The sequence below is a fragment of the Bradyrhizobium sp. 1(2017) genome, from assembly GCF_011602485.2.
Classification (GTDB): domain Bacteria; phylum Pseudomonadota; class Alphaproteobacteria; order Rhizobiales; family Xanthobacteraceae; genus Bradyrhizobium.
Genome location: NZ_CP050022.2, coordinates 934,866 through 953,269, shown reverse-complemented (window position 1 = coordinate 953,269; position 18,404 = coordinate 934,866). Strand labels below are relative to the sequence as shown.

Annotated in this window: 19 protein-coding genes and 1 other RNA gene; 13 read left to right on the top strand and 7 right to left on the bottom strand. The window is 65.5% G+C overall.

The genetic code is table 11. From position 1 onward, the window contains the following. Positions 1–149 precede the first annotated feature (149 nt). Together HAP40_RS04435 and HAP40_RS04430 are read left to right on the top strand one after the other, a co-directional pair. Entirely contained in the window at positions 150–1,349 is a 1,200-nt protein-coding gene (locus HAP40_RS04435; RefSeq protein ID WP_166818928.1) for a DNA recombination protein RmuC, read from the top strand. A gap of 141 nt (positions 1,350–1,490) precedes the next feature. Further along, the gene (locus HAP40_RS04430; protein ID WP_166818929.1) at positions 1,491–2,846 is read left to right on the top strand and encodes an AmpG family muropeptide MFS transporter; all 1,356 of its coding nucleotides are present in this window, start codon (positions 1,491–1,493) and stop codon (positions 2,844–2,846) included. A 141-nt stretch (positions 2,847–2,987) separates the two neighbouring features. Here the strand turns inward: HAP40_RS04430 and HAP40_RS04425 are convergent, their stop codons facing one another. From HAP40_RS04425 to ffs, 5 genes are all read right to left on the bottom strand, one after another. Further along, the gene (locus tag HAP40_RS04425; protein ID WP_166818930.1) at positions 2,988–3,419 is read right to left on the bottom strand and encodes a hypothetical protein; all 432 of its coding nucleotides are present in this window, start codon (positions 3,417–3,419) and stop codon (positions 2,988–2,990) included. 27 nt (positions 3,420–3,446) lie between these two features. Then, positions 3,447–4,049, bottom strand: coding sequence for a recombination mediator RecR (gene recR, locus HAP40_RS04420; RefSeq protein WP_166818931.1), 603 nt, complete (start codon positions 4,047–4,049; stop codon positions 3,447–3,449). A 1-nt stretch (position 4,050) separates the two neighbouring features. Next, positions 4,051–4,371 carry a YbaB/EbfC family nucleoid-associated protein gene (locus HAP40_RS04415; RefSeq protein WP_166818932.1) on the bottom strand — a complete coding sequence of 107 codons (321 nt, stop codon included), beginning with the start codon at positions 4,369–4,371 and terminating at the stop codon, positions 4,051–4,053. Positions 4,372–4,397: 26 nt separating this feature from the next. Further along, entirely contained in the window at positions 4,398–6,224 is a 1,827-nt protein-coding gene (locus tag HAP40_RS04410) for a DNA polymerase III subunit gamma/tau (protein WP_166818933.1), read from the bottom strand. Between the two features lie 94 nt (positions 6,225–6,318). Further along, an RNA gene (gene ffs, locus HAP40_RS04405) (signal recognition particle sRNA small type) lies at positions 6,319–6,415 on the bottom strand. Between the two features lie 185 nt (positions 6,416–6,600). Between ffs and HAP40_RS04400 the strand changes: the two genes are divergently transcribed. From HAP40_RS04400 to HAP40_RS04350, 11 genes are all read left to right on the top strand, one after another. After that, entirely contained in the window at positions 6,601–7,446 is an 846-nt protein-coding gene (locus HAP40_RS04400) for a transporter substrate-binding domain-containing protein (protein ID WP_166818934.1), read from the top strand. A 123-nt stretch (positions 7,447–7,569) separates the two neighbouring features. Then, positions 7,570–8,232: an amino acid ABC transporter permease gene (locus HAP40_RS04395; RefSeq protein ID WP_166818935.1), complete on the top strand. Its 663-nt coding sequence runs from the start codon at positions 7,570–7,572 to the stop codon at positions 8,230–8,232. Beyond that, positions 8,229–9,023, top strand: a complete 795-nt coding sequence (locus tag HAP40_RS04390) for an amino acid ABC transporter ATP-binding protein (RefSeq protein WP_166818936.1) — start codon at positions 8,229–8,231, stop codon at positions 9,021–9,023. The genes HAP40_RS04395 and HAP40_RS04390 overlap by 4 nt, the downstream gene beginning before the upstream one ends. Beyond that, positions 9,023–9,778 carry an SDR family NAD(P)-dependent oxidoreductase gene (locus HAP40_RS04385; protein ID WP_166818937.1) on the top strand — a complete coding sequence of 252 codons (756 nt, stop codon included), beginning with the start codon at positions 9,023–9,025 and terminating at the stop codon, positions 9,776–9,778. The genes HAP40_RS04390 and HAP40_RS04385 overlap by 1 nt, the downstream gene beginning before the upstream one ends. Continuing rightward, complete coding sequence (locus HAP40_RS04380) at positions 9,775–10,902, top strand: muconate cycloisomerase family protein (RefSeq protein ID WP_166818938.1); 1,128 nt, start codon at positions 9,775–9,777, stop codon at positions 10,900–10,902. Before HAP40_RS04385 ends, HAP40_RS04380 begins: the two co-directional genes overlap by 4 nt. A 148-nt stretch (positions 10,903–11,050) precedes the next feature. Further along, entirely contained in the window at positions 11,051–11,470 is a 420-nt protein-coding gene (locus HAP40_RS04375) for an HIT family protein (protein WP_166818939.1), read from the top strand. Positions 11,471–11,481: 11 nt separating this feature from the next. Beyond that, positions 11,482–12,420 (top strand): NAD(+) diphosphatase, encoded by a 939-nt coding sequence (gene nudC, locus HAP40_RS04370; protein ID WP_166818940.1) that lies wholly within the window; start codon positions 11,482–11,484, stop codon positions 12,418–12,420. 6 nt (positions 12,421–12,426) lie between these two features. Then, positions 12,427–13,350, top strand: a complete 924-nt coding sequence (locus HAP40_RS04365; RefSeq protein ID WP_166818941.1) for a sugar kinase — start codon at positions 12,427–12,429, stop codon at positions 13,348–13,350. 97 nt (positions 13,351–13,447) lie between these two features. Continuing rightward, positions 13,448–13,957, top strand: a complete 510-nt coding sequence (locus tag HAP40_RS04360; RefSeq protein ID WP_166818942.1) for an Lrp/AsnC family transcriptional regulator — start codon at positions 13,448–13,450, stop codon at positions 13,955–13,957. 204 nt (positions 13,958–14,161) lie between these two features. Next, positions 14,162–14,434, top strand: a complete 273-nt coding sequence (locus HAP40_RS04355) for a hypothetical protein (RefSeq protein WP_334270917.1) — start codon at positions 14,162–14,164, stop codon at positions 14,432–14,434. A gap of 16 nt (positions 14,435–14,450) precedes the next feature. Continuing rightward, positions 14,451–15,920: a methyl-accepting chemotaxis protein gene (locus HAP40_RS04350; RefSeq protein ID WP_166818944.1), complete on the top strand. Its 1,470-nt coding sequence runs from the start codon at positions 14,451–14,453 to the stop codon at positions 15,918–15,920. Between the two features lie 227 nt (positions 15,921–16,147). Here HAP40_RS04350 and HAP40_RS04345 read toward each other — a convergent pair whose 3' ends face one another. Both HAP40_RS04345 and HAP40_RS04340 read right to left on the bottom strand, forming a co-directional pair. Next, positions 16,148–17,647: a phosphomannomutase/phosphoglucomutase gene (locus HAP40_RS04345; protein ID WP_166818945.1), complete on the bottom strand. Its 1,500-nt coding sequence runs from the start codon at positions 17,645–17,647 to the stop codon at positions 16,148–16,150. A 193-nt stretch (positions 17,648–17,840) separates the two neighbouring features. Next, a complete protein-coding gene (locus tag HAP40_RS04340; RefSeq protein WP_166818946.1) occupies positions 17,841–18,353 on the bottom strand; it encodes a TIGR02281 family clan AA aspartic protease in 513 nt (170 codons plus the stop codon). Positions 18,354–18,404: the final 51 nt, after the last annotated feature.

Sequence of the window (18,404 nt, the reverse complement as noted above, 5' to 3'; positions counted from 1 at the left end):
CGGATGCGGTCAATCCGGCCCGGAACTCCGTTAACCCGCCGCTAACCATAAATCTTCGACTTTCGTTAACCATAAAAATTAGTGGGTTGTTAACCGTCATCGTTCCCTCTTCGTTCGCACTCAGATGCGAATCGGCTAGAAGAGCAGGCATGAACGACATCATTTCCATGGTGGGCGACTGGCCGGTGCGCACGATCGATGCGCTGATCGGCTTCGGCGTCCTGGTCCTCATCCTGCTAGTAGTCATTGCCGTCGTGATCGCGCGCTCCGGGCGGCGCGGCGCGGAACTCGCGATGGCGCACGCGATCCGGGCCGACGAACTCGAGGAGCGCCTCGCCCAAGTGCTGCATGCCCAGAGCGAAGCGTCCGGCCGGGTCGACGCCATGACCCAGGCGCTGGCCGGCCGCCAGGCCGAGATGGCGCGCGCGGTCAATGAGCGGCTGGATTCGGTGACGCACCGCGTCGGGCAATCCATGGAACACTCCACCCGCAACACCATGGAGAGCCTGCGCGCGCTGCACGAGCGGCTCGGCATCATCGACAGCGCGCACAAGAACCTCACCGACCTCACCACGCAGGTGACCACCTTGCGCGACGTGCTCGCCAACAAGCAGTCGCGCGGCGCCTTCGGCCAGGCGCGGATGGAGGCGATCGTCCAGGACGGCCTGCCGAAAGGCTCCTACGAGTTCCAGTTCACGCTCTCGACCGGAAAGCGGCCGGACTGCGTCGTGTTCCTGCCGGACCAGCGCCCGCTCTGCATCGACGCGAAATTTCCGCTGGAGGCGATGACGGCGCTGCACGACGCCCGCACCGACGAGGAGCGGCGCGTCGCCACGCAGCGCCTGCGCGGCGATGTGATGAAGCATGTCAGCGACATCGCCGAGAAATATCTCGTCACCGGCGAGACCCAGGAGATGGCGCTGATGTTCGTGCCGTCGGAATCGGTCTATGCCGAGATCCATGACGGTTTCGACGACGTGATCCAGAAGGCCTATCGCGCGCGCGTGGTTCTGGTGTCGCCTTCGCTGCTGATGCTCGCGATCCAGGTGATGCAGCAGATCATGAAGGACGCGCGCATGCGCGATGCCGCCGATCAGATCCAGACTGAAGTGATCAAGCTCGGCGACGACCTCGGCCGCCTGCGCGACCGCGTGCTGAAGTTGCAGAAGCACTTTGCCGACGCGAACGAGGACGTCCGCCAGATTCTGATCTCCGCCGATAAGATCGAGAAGCGCGCAGGGCGGATCGAGGAGCTCGATTTCAGCAAGAGCGATGCGGCGGAAGCCCCACGGCTGGTGGCGACGACAGCGCCGGAACTGTTCCCAAGGAAGCTCCAGGCGGGGGAGTAGCTCTGCATCGTCATGGCCGGGCTTGTCCCGGCCATCCACGGCCTTTTCGGAGGCACAAAGAACGTGGATGCCCGGGACAAGCCCGGGCATGACGAGCTTTGTGGAAGAGGCATCACGGCCAGAATCTGCTAACACCGCCGCATGACCGCACCCGACGCGACCTCACCTGCTGACGCTCCCGCCGCCTCCTGGCGCGAGAGCCTTGCCGTTTACCTGCAGCCGCGGGTGCTGATCGTGCTGTTCCTCGGCTTCTCCTCGGGGCTGCCGCTGGCGCTGTCGGGATCGACGCTGCTGGTGTGGATGGCCGAGGCGGGGGTCGATCTTGGAACGATCGGGCTCTTTGCGCTGGTTGGAACGCCGTACACGCTGAAATTCCTGTGGGCGCCGCTGGTCGATGCGCTGCATGTCCCGCTCTTCACGCGTGCCTTCGGCCGTCGCCGTGGGTGGCTGGTGTTTTCGCAATTGCTGCTGATCGGCGCGATTCTGCTGTTGGCGCTGACCGATCCGGCACGCTCGCCACTGTTCGTCGCGCTTGGTGCGCTCCTGGTCGCGACGATGTCCTCGACGCAGGACATCGTCGTCGATGCCTTCCGCGTCGAGAGCCTGCCCGAAAGCGAGCAGGCCGCCGGCATGGCCGCCTATGTCGCGGCCTACCGCATCGGCATGCTGATCTCGACAGCGGGCGCCTTGTTCATCGTCACCGGCTTCGAGGCGGTCGTCCCTCGTGGCGCGGCCTGGATGTGGGGCTATGTGGTGATGGCGGCGCTGGTGCTGATCGGCACGGTGACCGCGCTGGCCGCCACCGAGCCCGCGCAATCCGCGCGCGCCGAGGCCGCCACGGCGGACGAGGGCGCGCTCACGCGGGTGCTTCATGCCGCGCTGGGCGCATTCTCGGAATTTTTGCAGCGAAAGGAAGCGTGGGCCGCGCTTGCCTTCGTCGTGCTGTTCAAATTCACCGACGCGTTTTCCGGCAACATGACCGTACCGTTCGTGATCGACATCGGCTTCACACGCAACGACTACGCCGTGATCGTCAAGGGCGTCGGCATCGTGGCGACCCTGGCCGGCGGCTTTGCCGGCGGCTTCGTCGCACGGCGCTATTCGCTCGCAACCAGCCTGTGGATCGGTGGCATCGTGCAGGCAATGTCCAACCTGTCGTTCTCATGGCTTGCGCTGGTCGGCGTCAACGAATGGGCGCTGACCCTCGCAATCACCTCCGACAATTTCTGCAACGCGATCGGTACCGTGATCTTCGTCGCCTATCTCTCGGCGCTGTGCCAGAACCCGCTGCATACCGCGACCCAATATGCGCTGCTGACGGCGCTCGCCGCCGTGGGACGCACCTACCTGTCGTCGGGCGCGGGCTATCTGGCGAAGGCAACCGGCTGGCCGATGTTCTTTGCGATCTCCGTCCTCGTCGCCATCCCGAGCCTGATGCTGCTGGCGTACTTGCAGAAGCGCGGCCATTTCGAAACGCTGGAGCCGGCGCGGGTGTAGGCCCGGGACGCGCTTCGTCCGCGATGCCGGAGGGTGGGCAAAGCGAAGCGTGCCCACCGCTCAGTCGTTACCAAAAGAATGGTGGGCACGGCGCTTTGCGCCTTGGCCCACCCTGCGGCAGCTCGTGTTGAGGCGCCGCCCCTACTGCTTCCTGATCAGGCTCCACTTCGTGATCACCGCTTCACTCATCTGGCCGGCGTCGCTGGCGCAGGCGATCTCGTCGACCTTGACCGAGATCTCCTTGCCGACGAACGATTTCAGCTGCGTGGCCTGCGCGTCGCTGGAGGTGACGAGCTGGAAGGTCTCGGGGCCGGTCTCGAGATTGCAGAGCCCGTTCGGCGGCGGCAGCCGGCGCGGCTCTGACGTGATCTGGTAGGTCGCAACGCGCTTGCCGTTCTTGACGTCGCGTACCTTCATCGCGTTCAGCTCGCCTGACAGGACGTCGCCGGTGTTGATCGGCTTGCCGGGCTTGGACGGCGGCGTCTCGTCGCCCTGCTGCGCGGAGATCGCCGGACTCACCAGCATCGTCATCATCGCGACCAAAGCCCATCGCGTGGCGAAAAGTTTCGTCATGTCGTCCGTTCCGTAAGATCTGGATGGCTAGAACAGGGTGCGCTGCCGCATCGCAGCCGATAGCGTACCTTCATCGAGATAATCAAGCTCGCCGCCGACGGGAACCCCGTGGGCGAGCCGTGTCACCTTCACGTTGGCGTCCTGGAGCAGGTCGGTGATGTAATGCGCCGTGGTCTGGCCGTCCACCGTCGCGTTGAGCGCCAGGATGATCTCTTGAACCTGCTGGTCATGCGCGCGTGCCACCAACACATCGATGGTGAGGTCCTGCGGGCCGACGCCGTCGAGCGGCGACAACGTCGCGCCCAGCACGTGGTAGCGCCCCCGGGTGGCATTGGCCCGCTCCAGCGCCCAGAGGTCGGCGACATCGGCGACGACGACGATGATGGACGGATCGCGCTTCGGATCGGTGCAGACCGTGCAGGGATTCTGCGTGTCGATGTTGCCGCAGGTCTTGCAGACCTCGACCTTGTCGAGTGCGACCTGCAGGGCCGAGGACAACGGCATCATCAGCGCTTCGCGCTTCTTGATCAGATGCAGGGCGGCGCGCCGCGCCGAGCGCGGACCGAGGCCCGGCAGCCGCGCGAGAAGCTGGACCAGCCGCTCGATCTCAGGACCTGCAACCGCGCCCATCTTACTGGCCGAACAATCCCGGCGGCAGGCCGAGACCGCCCGTGAGGGCCTGCATCTTCTCCTGCATCGCGGTCTCCGCCTTGCGGCGGGCATCGCTGAGCGCGGTGACGAGCAGGTCTTCCAGCACTTCGCGCTCCTCCGCCTTCATCAGCGAGGGATCGATCTTGATGCCTTTCACGTCCATCTTCGCGGTCATGCGTACGGCGACGAGGCCGCCGCCGGAAATGCCCTCGACCTCGACGTTGGAGAGCTGGTCCTGCATCTCCTGCATCTTGGATTGCAGCTGCGCCGCCTGTTTCATCATGCCGAGAAAATCAGCCATAGCTCGCGTGTCCTTGAAAAGATGGCTCAGAGATCGTCGTCGCCGTCGGAACCGTCGGGCGGATCGTCACTGCCATAGTCTGAATTAATATTGGTTTCCGGCGTCTCGGGGGCAAGCCTGCGGACCTCGACGACCTTGGCGCCGGGGAAACGCGACAGCACCTCCTGCACGCGCGGATCGGCCTCGGCGGTACGGGCATGCTCCTGCTTCGCCGCCTGATTCACCGAGCGCAGCGTCGGCTGGCCCTGCTCGTTGGAAACGATCACGGTCCAGCGGCGGCCGGTCCATAGCTCGAATTTCTTCGCAAGCTCCGAGATCATGGTCTTGGAGGCGTTGGGTTCGAGCGCAACTTCGAGGCGCCCCTCCTCGAAACGGACGAGGCGCATGTCGCCCTCGAGCGCGCTCTTGGTCATGATGTCGCGCTTCTGCCCCGCCAGTGCGACGAGTTGGGTGAAGCTGGTGACGCGCAGCACGGGCGCGGCACCTTGCGGATCCGGCGCGGGCGCCGCCATCTGTGGACGGGCTGCGCCACCGCCGAACGAGGCCGGCGAGGATGTCGGCATGCGAACTGGCGCGGCAGACGCGACCGGCGCGGACGGCGCGCTGCTGCGCGCCGCGCTGCCACCGCTCACGACCGGCGAGCCGCCGCCGTTCTGCTCCAGCATCCGGATGGCTTCGTCCGGCGTCGGCAGGTCGGCGACATAGGCGATGCGCACCAGCACCATTTCCGCCGCTGCGGCGGGGCGCGTGGCGGCCTGCACCTCGGTGATGCCCTTGAGCAGCATCTGCCACATCCGCGACAGCACCCGCATCGAGATCTTCGAGGCGAAGTCCCGCGCGCGAACCCGCTCGGTCTCGCCATAGGCGACATTGTCCGCGGTCGCCGGCACGATCTTCACGCGGGTAACGAAATTGACGAATTCGGCGAGGTCCGACAACACGACGATGGGATCGGCGCCGACATCGTACTGGTCGCGGAACTCCTTGAACGCGGCGGCGATGTCGCCGCGCGCCAGCGAATCGAACAGATCGATGACGCGGGTGCGGTCGGCGAGCCCCAGCATCTGCCTGACCGCATCGGCCTTAACCTGTCCCGCCGCATGGGCAATGGCCTGGTCGAGCAACGACAGCGAATCGCGCACCGAGCCTTCGGCGGCGCGCGCGATGATGCCGAGCGCCTCCGGCTCGATCTCGACACTTTCCTTCGCGGCGATATTGGCGAGGTGCTTCATCAGCACGTCGGCCTCGACGCGGCGCAGGTCGAAGCGTTGGCAGCGCGACAGCACGGTGACCGGAACCTTGCGGATCTCGGTCGTGGCGAACACGAATTTGGCGTGCTCCGGCGGTTCCTCCAGCGTCTTCAGGAAGGCGTTGAACGCCGCCGTCGACAGCATGTGGACTTCGTCGATGATGTAGACCTTGTAGCGCGCACTGGCAGGGGCGTAGCGCACGCTGTCATTGATCTGGCGGACGTCGTCGACGCCGGTGTGCGAAGCGGCGTCCATCTCCAGCACGTCCATGTGCCGGCTTTCCATGATCGCCTGGCAGTGCACGCCGAGCGTGGGCATGGAGATGGTCGGGCCCTTCACCGAGCCGTCCGGCATCTCGTAGTTGAGGGCGCGGGCCAGGATCCGCGCAGTGGTGGTCTTGCCGACGCCGCGGACGCCGGTGAGGATCCAGGCCTGCGGAATCCGTCCGGTCTCGAACGCGTTGGAGACGGTACGGACCACGGCTTCCTGGCCGATCAGGTCGTCGAAAGAGGAAGGGCGGTATTTCCGCGCCAGCACCCGGTAAGGCGCGTTGCCAGCCGGGCCGGCGCTGTCGGGATTGGGAGGGGCGCCAGCGTCGGTCATCGGTCGATCCGCAATGAAATCTCTCTCGGCCGGCTTTTGCGGAAAGGAGCGCGCTGGCGGGAGACCCGCCGGCGCAATTCGCTCGGAAAAACAGGTAGGAGACTGACGAGCGACCCGATCCGGACCTCGTTAGGGCTGCTTCCTTCCGGACCTGACCCGGTTGGCGAGTGGCTCGTCCACCGCCAATCTCCCGGTCCCTATTTGGGGCCAACGGGCGCGGAAAGCAAGCGGGTATCGCCCCGAACGACTTGATCCTGCCCATCATCCGGGCAATTACCGGTCTGCCCAGCCGATAGGCTGTGCTTTCGCCGCTGGGAGCACCTTGCTAAGAACGATTGGCGGAACCCCCACCCAACCAGAAAAGCGATTGATCCCAATGGTTACACGTCGTGATGTTGCCTCGATTGTCGGACTTGGCGCAGTAACCGCGGCCGCGCTGGCCGCCCCGGCGGTGGCGCAGACGGCCGATCCGAATGAATCGACCTTTGCCCGCATCCGCCGCACCAAGAAGATGCGAATCGGCGCGGTCGGCGGCGGCGCGCCCTATTACATGAAGGACCTCGCCTCCGGCCAGTGGAAGGGCTTTTACATCGACATCGCCAAGGGACTCGCCGACGACATGGAGGCCGAGCTCGAGATTACCGAGACCACCTGGGGCAATTCGGTGCTCGATCTGCAGGCCAACAAGATCGACATCTTCTTCGGCCTCAACCCGACTCCGAAGCGCGCGCTGGTGGTCGACTTCTCGGTGCCGGTCTTCAACAACGCCTTCGCCATCCTCTGCAAGAAGGACTTCAAGCCGAAGACCTGGGCCGAGCTGAACTCGCCCGACATCAAGATCGCCGTCGACCAGGGCTCCTCGCACGACCAGGTCGTCAGCCGCCTGACGCCGAAGGCGCAGATCACGCGGCTGAAGACCGCCGACGACGCCACCGCCGCGCTGCAGACCGGCCGCGTCGACGCGCAATGTCTGATCACCATGCTGTCGCTGACCGTGCTGAAGAAGAACCCCTCGCTCGGCCAGCTCGTGCTGCCGACGCCGATCTTCGCCACCACATCCAATGCCGGCTTCCGCCGCGAGACCGACAAGACCTGGCGCGACTACGTCAACACCTGGATCGACTTCAACAAGGGCCTCGGCTTCATCCGCAACGCGATCATCACCAACATGGAGCTGGTGGGCGTGACGGAAGCGGACATTCCGCCAGGCGTTTCGCTGTAAATTCCCCCCGGCATTCCGGGGCTCGCGAAGCGAGAACCCGGAATCCCGCGCTACAATCTCTGGATTCCGGGTTCGCCCTCCGGGCGCCCCGGAATCACGTCACCCACGACGAGTAAAGCACGCATGTATCAGTGGGACTTCGGAATTCTCTGGAGCTATCGCTGGCTCTTTCTCAACGGGCTCGGCGTCACCGTCGGCTTCACCGTGGTCATCGTGGTGTGCGGGCTGCTGTTCGGCCTGCTGGGTGCCTTCGGCAGCCTGTCGCGCTTCAAGGCGCTGCGCCTCGCCGCGCTTGCCTTCATCGAGGCGTTCCGCTGCACGCCGATCCTGGTGCAGCTGATCTGGTTCTATTACGCACTGCCGATCCTCGCCGGCGTCGAGATGACGCCGATCACGGCCTCGGCGCTGGCGCTCTCGCTCTATGGCGGCTCGTTCTATTCCGAGATCATCCGCGGCGGCATCATCTCGATCGATCGCGGCCAGTCCGAAGCCGGCGCCGCGCTCGGCATGACGCCGATCCAGACCATGCGCCGCATCGTGCTGCCGCAGGCGATCAAGCGCATGATCCCGGCGCTGATGAATCAGTCGATCATCCAGTTCAAGAACACCTCGCTGGTCTCGGTGCTGGCGGTGCCCGACCTCGTCTATCAGAGCCAGGTCGCCGCCCATGACAGCTACCGGCCGCTGGAAACCTACACCGCCGTCGCGGTCGCCTATGCGGCGATCCTGATTCCGCTCACCATCCTCGTCCGGCGCGGCGAGAAGCGACTGGCGGTCAGCGAATGAGCGAAACGCCGAAAATCGAGATCCGCAGCCTTCGCAAGAGCTTCGGCAGCAACGAGGTCCTCAAGAACATCAACCTCGACGTCGCCAAGGGCGGCGTGGTGGCATTGATCGGTCCGTCCGGCTCCGGCAAGTCGACGCTGCTCCGCTGCATCAATCTCCTGGTCGTGCCCGACGGCGGCAGCGTCCGCGTCGGCGACACCCGCTTTGCGTTCGGTGAGGGTTCGAAGCTCCCCGATGTGAAGTCGCTGGCAAGATTCCGCGCCACCACCGGCATGGTGTTCCAGCAATTCAACCTGTTCCCGCACATGACGACGCTCCAGAACGTGATGGAGGGACCGGTCACGGTGCGGCGGATGGCCAGGGCGGATGCGGAAAAGCTCGCGCGGGCGCAGCTCGCCAAGGTAGGGCTTGCCGAGAAGGCGGACCAATATCCGGCGACGCTCTCCGGCGGGCAGAAGCAGCGCGTCGCGATCGCGCGGGCGCTCGCGATGGAGCCCGACGTCATGCTGTTCGACGAGGCGACCTCCGCGCTCGATCCTGAATTGGTCGGTGAAGTCCTGAACGTGATCCAGCAACTGGCATCCGAAGGCATGACCATGGTGATCGTGACCCACGAGATCGCCTTTGCCCGCGAGGTTGCCGACCGTCTCATCTTCATGCGCGACGGCGTCGTCGTCGAGGAAGGCCCGGCGCGGCAGGTCATCGATAGCCCGCGGGAGGCCGCAACGCGCGCCTTCCTCAGCCATTTCCACCGCACCGGCGCGCTGCCGCCGGCAAATGCGACACCCTGATGCCTGATATCGAACGCGTCTATCTCGTCACCGGGGCCGCCAGCGGCATCGGCCGCGCCACGGCAAAGCTGCTCGCGGCGCCTGGCGTCGGGCTGCTGCTCCATACACGCGCGAACGCAGACGGCCTCGACGCCGCGACGGCCGATGCCGAAGCGAAAGGCGCCGTCGCGGCAAAATGCCTTGGCGATCTCGCCGAGGAACGCGCGGCCAGTGATGCCCTCGCCGCCGCAAAAGCCGCCTTCGGCCGGCTCGATGGACTGATCCTGGTCGGCGGCCACGCCCGCCGCGGCAGCGCGATCGGCACGCCGGCGGATCAGTTCCGGCAGGCGATGGACGAATCGGCGCTCGCGTTCACGCGGATGATCGACGCTGCACTTCCACTGCTGCGCGCCGGGCAAGACGCGCGGATCGTTGCGGTGTCGTCCTTCGTTGCGCACGTGATCCGGCCCGAATTCGCGCCCTTCGCCGCGACCGCCGCGAGCCGTTCCGCGCTGGAAGCGCTGGTGCGGCTGACCGCGATCGAGCTCGCTAGGGATGGCATTACCGTCAACGCGGTTTCACCCGGCCTCATCGTCAAGGACAAGCCGAGCGAGAGCCGGCTCTCCCCCGAGCAGATCGCCGCGACCGAGGCGCTGATCCCGATGCGCCGCCGCGGGCGACCCGAGGAGGTCGCCGAGATCATCGCCTTCCTGGCATCCCCGAAGGCATCCTACGTCACCGGCCAGATCTGGCACGTCAATGGAGGTCTGACATGACCGGAGCGACCATCGAACGTCTCAGGCTGTTCCTGATCGAAAGCCCGATCAAGATGGCGCGTCTGCAAGGCGTCGGCAACGTCAAGGGCACGGTGAAGCGCGTGCTGATCGAGCTCACGTCCAGCGACGGCGTGATCGGCTGGGGCGAGGCCGCGCCATGGGAGGTCTTCACGGGAACGCCGGAAGCCGCGTTCGCCGCGCTCGATATCTATTTGCGTCCGATCGTGCTCGGCAAATCCGTGCGGCGCATACGCGCGCTGATGGCCGAGCTCGACCGCGCGCTGGTCGGCCACGCCGAAGCGAAAGTCGCGATCGAGATGGCGCTGCTGGACATCGTCGGCAAGTCCTCGGGGCTTTCGGTCGCCGACCTGCTCGGCGGCCGCGTGCGCGACACCATCCCCCTCTCCTTCTCGATCGCCGATCCCGATTTCGCCGCCGATCTCGACCGCATGCGCAAGATGGTTCCGGACGGCAACGTCATCTACAAGGTCAAGACCGGCGTGAAGCCGCATCGCGAGGACCTCGCGCACCTCGAAGCGATCCGGAAGGAATTCGGCGACAAGGTCGATTTGCGCGTCGACTATAACCAGGCGCTCGCGCCGTTCGGCGCCATCAAGACCTTGCGCGACGTCGAAGAGTTCGCACCGACCTTCATCGAGCAGCCGGTGCCGCGCAAATATCTCGACGTGATGGCGCAGCTCACCGCGGCGCTGGAGACACCTGTTCTCGCGGACGAAAGCTGCTTCGATCGCCGCGACATGATGGAGGTGGTGCGCCGCGAGGCGGCCGACGCGGTCTCGGTCAAGCTGATGAAGGCCGGCGGCCTGTTCGAGGCGCAGGCGATCATGGCGATCGCCGATATCACGGGCCTGCCCGGCTATGGCGGCACGCTGTGGGAGGGCGGCATTGGGCTAGCCGCAGGCACGCAGCTGATCGCGGCCACGCCGGGCATCTCGCTCGGCTGCGAATTCTACATGCCGCATCATGTGCTGACCGAGGACGTGCTGGAAGAGCGCGTCGCCAACCGCGCCGGGCACGTCGTGGTGCCGGATGGACCCGGCCTCGGGATTCGTGTCAGCGAAGCCTCGATCCGCGCCAATGCGCGAGTGATTGCGGAGGCGTAGTTCCGTCATTCCGGGGCGCGCGTAGCGCGAGCCCCGGGACGACAGCGGAGCATGCCGCCCCCGCGGCCCCCAACCTTCCCCTGGCAAAATCCCTATCGTATGGTCCGGCCCAACACGCCCGTCCCCACCGGGCCATCCGGAAACACCTATGCCCGAACCCGCCTGGTCGCTGCACTCCCGCCTGAAAGACGACACGATCGACATCGGCGACCTGCCGCTGTCGAAGGTGCTGGTCATCAAGGATGCGCACTATCCCTGGCTGCTGCTGGTGCCGCGGCGGCCTGATGCGGTCGAGATCATCGACCTCGACGAGGTGCAGCAGGCGCAGCTGATGACCGAGATCTCCCGCGTCTCGCGCGCGCTGAAGGAGATCACCGGATGCGACAAGCTCAATGTCGCAGCCCTCGGCAACCTGGTGCCGCAGCTTCACGTTCACATCATCGCGCGCCGGACCAGCGACGCGGCCTGGCCGCGGCCGGTATGGGGCGTGATGCCGCCGCTGGCCCATGACGCCACCGAAGTCCAGAATTTCATCAGCGCGCTTCGCCGCAAGATCTGGTTGGGTTGAAAGAACACGACATGTCAGCATTCGACGCCTTTCCGTTAGGGCAACCGGCCTTCGTCACCAACATCCTCGACCGCGCCGCGCATCTGCGCCGCGACGACGAGAAGCTGTTCGCGATGGAGCAGAAGCCGTCGTCGCGGGCCTATGTCGTCTACCGCGACTCGCTTCTCGTGAAGCGGGAGGGCGAGACGGTGCGCGCGCTGCTCGGGATCGGCGAGGCGCTGAAATGCGGCGCCAATCCCGGCACGATCTTCCTCGGCCTGCGTGACGGCGCGGCCATGTTCGGCATGGGCCTGTCGCAGGCGGCCGCCGAGAAGCTGGTCGGCGGCGGCGAGTATACCGTGACCGAGCTGCGCGGCATGGCGATGCAGGGCGCCGTTCCGCCCGAGGAGCTGTCGGCGATCGCGATGGCGAAGTCGATGGTGAGCTGGCATCAACGCCACGGCTATTGCGCCAATTGCGGCACGCGCAGTGCTATGAAGGAAGGCGGCTGGAAGCGCGATTGTCCTGCCTGCAAGGCCGAGCATTTTCCGCGCACCGATCCGGTCGTGATCATGCTGGTCGCCTCCGGCGACAAATGCCTGCTCGGCCGCCAGAAGCATTTTCCGCCGGGCATGTATTCCTGCCTCGCCGGCTTCGTCGAAGCCGCCGAGACCATCGAGGATGCGGTGCGCCGCGAAATCTTCGAGGAGTCCGGGATTCGCTGCACCGACGTGCAATATTACATGACCCAGCCCTGGCCTTATCCGTCGTCGTTGATGATCGGCTGCAGCGCGCGGGCCGTGAGCGACGACGTCGTGGTCGATCATTCGGAGCTGGAGGATGCGCGCTGGTTCACGCGCGAGGAGGCTGCAAAGATGTTGGCGCGGACCCATCCCGACGGGCTCGCCGGCCCGCATCCCTTCGCCATCGCTCACCATCTGCTCGGCCGCTGGGTGCACGACAAGGGCTGATCGCCGATGGCGCCATCCGGGATCGCGCCGCGCATCCTCTGCATCGGCATTCCCGTGCGCGATCTCACCTTTCGCGTCGAGGCCCTGCCCGAACGCGGCAGCAAGGCGAATGCGAGCCATCTTGTGGAGATCTGCGGCGGCAACGCGCTCAATGCCGCGATCGCCATTTCCCGGCTCGGCGGCCGCGTCGCGTTCGCGGGGCCCATGGGCGATGCGCGGGAGACGTCGAGCGGCTTCATCCTCGAACGGATGGAAGCTGAAGGCATCGACACCACGCACATCGTGCGCATGCCGGGCCTGGCCACGCCGGTCTCGGCGATCATGATCGAGCCCTCCGGCGAGCGAACGCTCACCATCTATCGCGATCCCGGCCTGTGGACGGTGAAGCTGCCGGACGCGGACGAATTGTTCGCCGATTGCCGGGCAGTGCTGGTCGAAAGCCGCTGCGGGGCGTTCGCGACCTCCCTCTGCACTGAGGCGCGCCGGCGCGGCATTGCCATCATCGTCGGCGTCGACCGCCCGATGGCGCTGCAGGACCGCCTGCTCACGACCGCATCGCATCTGCTGTTCGCCGGCGAACAGGTGCAGGAGACCGCGGGCATCGCTGACGACGGCGAAGCCTTGAAGCGGCTGGCCGGGCTGACGCCGGCCTTCCTTGCCGCCACCCGCGGCCCACGCGGCACGATCTGGCTGAACGAGGAGGGCGAGCTGGAGGAGACACCGGCCTTCCCGGTTCAGGCGGTCGATACGCTCGGCGCCGGCGACGTCTTCCATGGCGCATTCACGCTCGGCCTTGCCGAGGGCAAGGACGCGCGGGAGGCGCTGCGATTCGCCGCGGCCGCTGCAGCGCTGAAATGCACCCGCCATGGCGGCGGCCAAGCCGCGCCGCAACGCCTTGAAGTTGAAGGGTTTTTACAAGACGGACCCTAGAGCGATTCCACTGGCGCGCCGAGATTATGGGCTTGATGTGGAATGATTTTCTCTATATCAGGAAAATCAGCCCATAAATTGGAACAAAGTTCTTCAAATGACCGACCTTGCCGTCCAGATCCCCGAGACCAGCCGCCGCCTCGATGCCATCGACCGCAAGATTCTGATGGTCCTCCAGGACGATGCCTCCCTCTCCGTCGCCGAGATCGGCGACCGCGTCGGCCTGTCCTCCACCCCCTGCTGGAAGCGCATCCAGCGGCTGGAGGCCGATGGCGTGATCATCAAGCGCGTCGCCCTCGTCGACCAGAACAAGATCGGGCTCGGCATCTCCGTATTCGTATCGGTGGAGAGCTCCGACCATTCCGACGCTTGGCTGAAGCGGTTCGCCGAAGCCGTCAGCGCCATGCCGGAGGTGATGGAGTTCTACCGCATGGCCGGCGACGTCGACTACATGCTGCGCGTCGTGGTCGCGGACATGCAGGCCTATGACGTGTTCTACAAGAAGCTGATCAGCGCCGTGCCGCTGAAGAACGTCACCTCGCGCTTCGCGATGGAGAAGATCAAGTCGGTCACCGCGCTGCCGATCCCGGCAGTGGTGGCGGCTTAGATCGAGCCAGCAACCCACGCCGCACGAACTGAGATCGGCGGCGATCGCCGCTGATCACCCGTACGTTCCCGGTCTCCGCCTGACACGGTACCTCGGTAAGGAACCATTTACCGAGAATTAGGTTCGGCCGCCTATCTTCGCCGCATGGAGGGGAGAACGGCGATTCCGTCCCGGCTTTGGCCTGCCTGGGCGAATGCGACTGCGTTGCTGGTCGCAGGCTGGATCGCGCTCGCAATCCTCACCTTACAGGTTCGTCCGGGCGCGACAATTGTCGCAGTTGTGTTTCCGCCCTGGTGGGGCACGCAGCAGGTGTTTGAGGCTGCGGGATCGGCGCAAGCGGCGATCGTCGGGGCAACCGCCCTTCCCACCCTCCTCGTCGTCCGCCCGGATGACCATGACGGACTGCGCCGCCTCTATGAGGCCGGTGCCTGGTTCGTGATGGACGCGCAAGCGGTGTCGGCATGCATTGGCAGATAGGCCGGGGGATGACGTGATGACTATCGAGAACGACGGACTGGAATCGCTGCGCCAGACCACCAGCAAGGTCCTTGTCGCGGTGCTCTGGCTGCACGTGCCTATCAGCGTGACGATCGGACTGGCGCTCGGCAAGGCCTGGCTCATCCCCGCCATCTTCATGACCGTCTTCGCGCTCGCCGCGACCTTGTCCTGGCGCATGTCGGGCAACGGCCTCTCCACACGCCTGGTGTTCTCCGTCGCCCTGATGAGCGGCGTGTCGATGTTCACCTGGCAGTTCGAGGGGAACCCGTGGCAGATCGACATGCACATGTACTTCTTTGCCGCGCTGGCGTGCATCGTCGCCTATTGCGATTATCGTGCGATCGCCGCAGCGACGGTCGCGGTGGCATTGCATCACATCGCGTTGAACTTCCTGCTGCCTGCGGCGATCTATCCGGGCGGCTCCGATTTCGGCCGCGTCGTGCTTCACGCGGTGATTTTGCTGATCGAGGCGGGCGTGCTGATCGCGCTGGCGCACAAGCTCCAGGAACTGTTCGAGACCACGGCAGTGAAGACCGCCGAGGCCCGGGCCGCGATGGCGGCGGAAGCACGCGCCAACAGCGAACGCAGCGAAGTCGAGCAGCGCGCGAAGCAGGACCGTGAGGCGGCCAAGCAGCGGCTGGCCGGCAATTTCGAGCGCAGCATCGGCAGCATCGTCGAGGCGGTGGCGATCGCCGCCGGCGAGGTGCAGCAATTGTCGTCCTCGATGAGCAACAACAGCGCCGACACCGCGCGGCAGACCGCCGCCGCGGCCGCAGCCTCGAATCGGGCCTCGAGCAATGTCGAAACGGTGGCTGCAGCAACCGAGGAGCTCACCGCGTCGGTCAGCAGCATCACTCAGCAGGTCGCCCGTTCCGCCGAAATCGCGGCCCGGGCCGCGGACGAAGCCCGCCGCACCAATCAGGTCGTCGAGGGCCTTGCCAGCGGCACCCAGAAGATCGGCGAGGTCGTGACGCTGATCCAGACCATCGCCAACCAGACCAACCTGCTGGCGCTGAACGCGACCATCGAAGCGGCCCGTGCCGGCGAGCACGGCAAGGGCTTTGCCGTCGTCGCGAGCGAGGTGAAGGCGCTGGCGAACCAGACCGCAAAGGCCACCGAGGAGATCTCGGCGCAGGTGCAGAACATCCAGAGCGCGACCGGCGATGCCGTCAACGCCATCCAGGCGATCGGCGCGACGATTGCGGAGATCGACCAGATCTCCGGCCAGATCTCGACCGCGGTCGATCAGCAGGGTCTGGCAACGCGCGAGATCGCCGGCAGCCTGCAGCAGGCAGCCACCGGCACGCGCGAGGTGAACGACAACATCTCGAGCGTCAGCAAGGCATCGAACGAGGCCGGCGCAGCGGCTTCGAAGATGCATCAGGCTGCGGCCGGATTGTCATCGCAGTCGGAGCGGTTGAAGGCCGAGGTTGACGGCTTCCTGGGCTCGTTGCGGACAGCGTAGGCGCTGCCACACGGACGCTGGCATCGCCCGGCTTGCCGACTTCGCTAAGGCTTCGCCGGCCGAGCACCATCGTGGCCCGGCGTAACCTTGGCGGAGCCGGGACCGGGCGATCTAGTACGCCGCGGCTTCTCCGTATGCGACGACCGCCTCTGGAATACTGGATCACCCGCTTTCGCGGGCGATGACACAGCAGTGGATGCGGCAAGCGCAGACGCCCTGACGCCAAATCAGATCTTCTGATTATACTCGCCGACTTCCGGATGCGTGCGCAGCACGCTGTTCACCATCTCGAACATGTCGTGCATGCGCTGCTCGGAGACCGGGCTCTCGACCACGACGACGAGCTCGGGCTTGTTGGAGGAGGCGCGCACCAGGCCCCAGCTGCCGTCCTCCACCGTGACGCGCACGCCGTTGACGGTGACGAGATCGCGGATCGCCTGTCCCCCGATCTTGGCGCCCTTCGCCTGCAGGCCTTCGAAGTGCTTCACCACCTGGTCGATGACGCCATACTTGGTCTCGTCGGCGCAGTGCGGCGACATGGTCGGCGACGACCAGGTCTTCGGCAGCGCGTTCTTCAGATCCGCCATCGACTTGCCCGGCGCACGGTCGAGCATGTCGCAGATCGCGATCGCCGAGACCAGGCCGTCGTCATAGCCGCGGCCATAGGGCTTGTTGAAGAAGAAATGGCCCGACTTCTCGAAGCCCGCCAGCGCGCCCGTCTCGTTGGTGCGGCGCTTCATGTAGGAATGGCCGGTCTTCCAATAGGCGGTCTTGGCGCCCTGTTTCTGCAGCACGGGATCAGTGACGAACAGGCCGGTCGACTTCACGTCGACGATGAAATGCGCGTCCTTGTGGATCGCCGACATGTCGCGCGCCAGCATCACGCCGACCTTGTCGGCAAAGATCTCCTCGCCGGTGTTGTCGACGACGCCGCAGCGGTCGCCGTCGCCGTCGAAGCCGAGTCCGACATCGGCCTTGTGATGCAGCACCGCGTCGCGGATCGCGTGCAGCATCTCCATGTCCTCGGGGTTGGGATTGTATTTCGGGAAGGTGTGGTCGAGCTCGGTGTCGAGCGGGATCACCTCGCAGCCGATCGCCTCCAGCACCTGCGGCGCGAACGCGCCGGCGGTGCCGTTGCCGCAGGCCGCGACCACCTTGAGCTTGCGCGTCAGCTTCGGACGAGAGGTGAGATCGGCGATGTAGCGCGCCGGATAGTTCTCGTGAAACTGGTAGGAGCCGCCGGCCTTGTTCTTGAACTCGGCATTGAGAACGATCTGCTTCAGCCGCGTCATCTCGTCGGGACCGAAGGTCAGCGGACGGTTGGCGCCCATCTTCACGCCGGTCCAGCCATTGTCGTTGTGCGAGGCCGTGACCATGGCGACGCAGGGCACGTCGAGATCGAACTGTGCGAAATAGGCCATCGGCGTCACCGCAAGCCCGATGTCGTGCACCTTGCAGCCCGCCGCCATCAGGCCGGAGATCAGCGCATATTTGATCGAGGCCGAATAGCCGCGGAAATCGTGACCGGTAACGATCTCCTGCTTGACGCCGAGTTCGGCGATCAGCGCGCCCAGCCCCATGCCGAGCGCCTGTACACCCATCAGGTTGATTTCCTTCTGGAACAACCAGCGCGCGTCATACTCGCGAAAGCCCGTCGGCTTCACCATCGGCTCGGATTCGAAGGCATAGGTGTTGGGCAACAATACGGATTTCGGCTTCGGGAACATTGAGACAGTCTCGTGAAAAGGGGGCTGGATTTGCTGCAGCCTTAGCGAATGCCGGGCCGCAACGAAAGGCGGGAATGAAGGCTTATGGCCGATAATTGCGGCAGTTTGGTAACGAAGAAACGTTGCCGCGAGGGCGGTCAGAGCAAAGATATTTTCTTTGAAAATGACAGTCGGACGATCGTGCGGGCCGCGCCTATTGCTCCAGCACCATCTGGCCGTTGGCGTATTCGAAGCGCTTCAGGCGAGACAGGAAGGAGAGACCGAGCAGGTTCTCCGAGAGCGCCGCATCCGGCAGCACCATCGCATCGACGTCGCGCACGATGAGGCCGCCGACCTCCAGCATGGCGATGCGGGTGCGCGCGGCCTTGATGGTGCCGTTGGCCGTGGAGACGGTTGCGGTGTACTCGCCGCGCGAGGGACGCAGGCCGAAACGCGCTGCCGAGGTCTCGTTCAGCGCAACGACGGACGCGCCGGTATCGACCATGAAGCCAATGCGCTGACCCTCGATGCGGCCTTCGGCCTGGAAATGCCCGCGGACGTCACGAGAGAGGACCAGGTTGCGGCCGCCGGCCGGCGCAATGGAGGCGACGGCCACGGTCGTGCGCGGCACCGAGGTCGCGGAGGCGGAGCTCATCTTGTCCGCCATCTGGGCCATGAAGGTGCCGAGGCCGAGCATCACGGCCGCGAAGATCACAATGTTACGCATCACACCACTTCCGAGCCGAAAGCCCGATTTCACCACGCGGCACGTTTGTCC

Coding starts and splice junctions, on each gene's coding strand:
- HAP40_RS04380 (WP_166818938.1), top strand. CDS start 9,775: ATGACCGGAGCGACCATCGAACGTCTCAGGCTGTTCCTGATCGAAAGC.
- HAP40_RS04350 (WP_166818944.1), top strand. CDS start 14,451: ATGACTATCGAGAACGACGGACTGGAATCGCTGCGCCAGACCACCAGC.
- nudC (WP_166818940.1), top strand. CDS start 11,482: ATGTCAGCATTCGACGCCTTTCCGTTAGGGCAACCGGCCTTCGTCACC.
- HAP40_RS04340 (WP_166818946.1), bottom strand. CDS start 18,353: ATGCGTAACATTGTGATCTTCGCGGCCGTGATGCTCGGCCTCGGCACC.
- HAP40_RS04425 (WP_166818930.1), bottom strand. CDS start 3,419: ATGACGAAACTTTTCGCCACGCGATGGGCTTTGGTCGCGATGATGACG.
- HAP40_RS04430 (WP_166818929.1), top strand. CDS start 1,491: ATGACCGCACCCGACGCGACCTCACCTGCTGACGCTCCCGCCGCCTCC.
- HAP40_RS04415 (WP_166818932.1), bottom strand. CDS start 4,371: ATGGCTGATTTTCTCGGCATGATGAAACAGGCGGCGCAGCTGCAATCC.
- HAP40_RS04435 (WP_166818928.1), top strand. CDS start 150: ATGAACGACATCATTTCCATGGTGGGCGACTGGCCGGTGCGCACGATC.
- HAP40_RS04365 (WP_166818941.1), top strand. CDS start 12,427: ATGGCGCCATCCGGGATCGCGCCGCGCATCCTCTGCATCGGCATTCCC.
- HAP40_RS04345 (WP_166818945.1), bottom strand. CDS start 17,647: ATGTTCCCGAAGCCGAAATCCGTATTGTTGCCCAACACCTATGCCTTC.
- HAP40_RS04410 (WP_166818933.1), bottom strand. CDS start 6,224: ATGACCGACGCTGGCGCCCCTCCCAATCCCGACAGCGCCGGCCCGGCT.
- HAP40_RS04400 (WP_166818934.1), top strand. CDS start 6,601: ATGGTTACACGTCGTGATGTTGCCTCGATTGTCGGACTTGGCGCAGTA.
- HAP40_RS04360 (WP_166818942.1), top strand. CDS start 13,448: ATGACCGACCTTGCCGTCCAGATCCCCGAGACCAGCCGCCGCCTCGAT.
- recR (WP_166818931.1), bottom strand. CDS start 4,049: ATGGGCGCGGTTGCAGGTCCTGAGATCGAGCGGCTGGTCCAGCTTCTC.
- HAP40_RS04385 (WP_166818937.1), top strand. CDS start 9,023: ATGCCTGATATCGAACGCGTCTATCTCGTCACCGGGGCCGCCAGCGGC.
- HAP40_RS04375 (WP_166818939.1), top strand. CDS start 11,051: ATGCCCGAACCCGCCTGGTCGCTGCACTCCCGCCTGAAAGACGACACG.
- HAP40_RS04390 (WP_166818936.1), top strand. CDS start 8,229: ATGAGCGAAACGCCGAAAATCGAGATCCGCAGCCTTCGCAAGAGCTTC.
- HAP40_RS04395 (WP_166818935.1), top strand. CDS start 7,570: ATGTATCAGTGGGACTTCGGAATTCTCTGGAGCTATCGCTGGCTCTTT.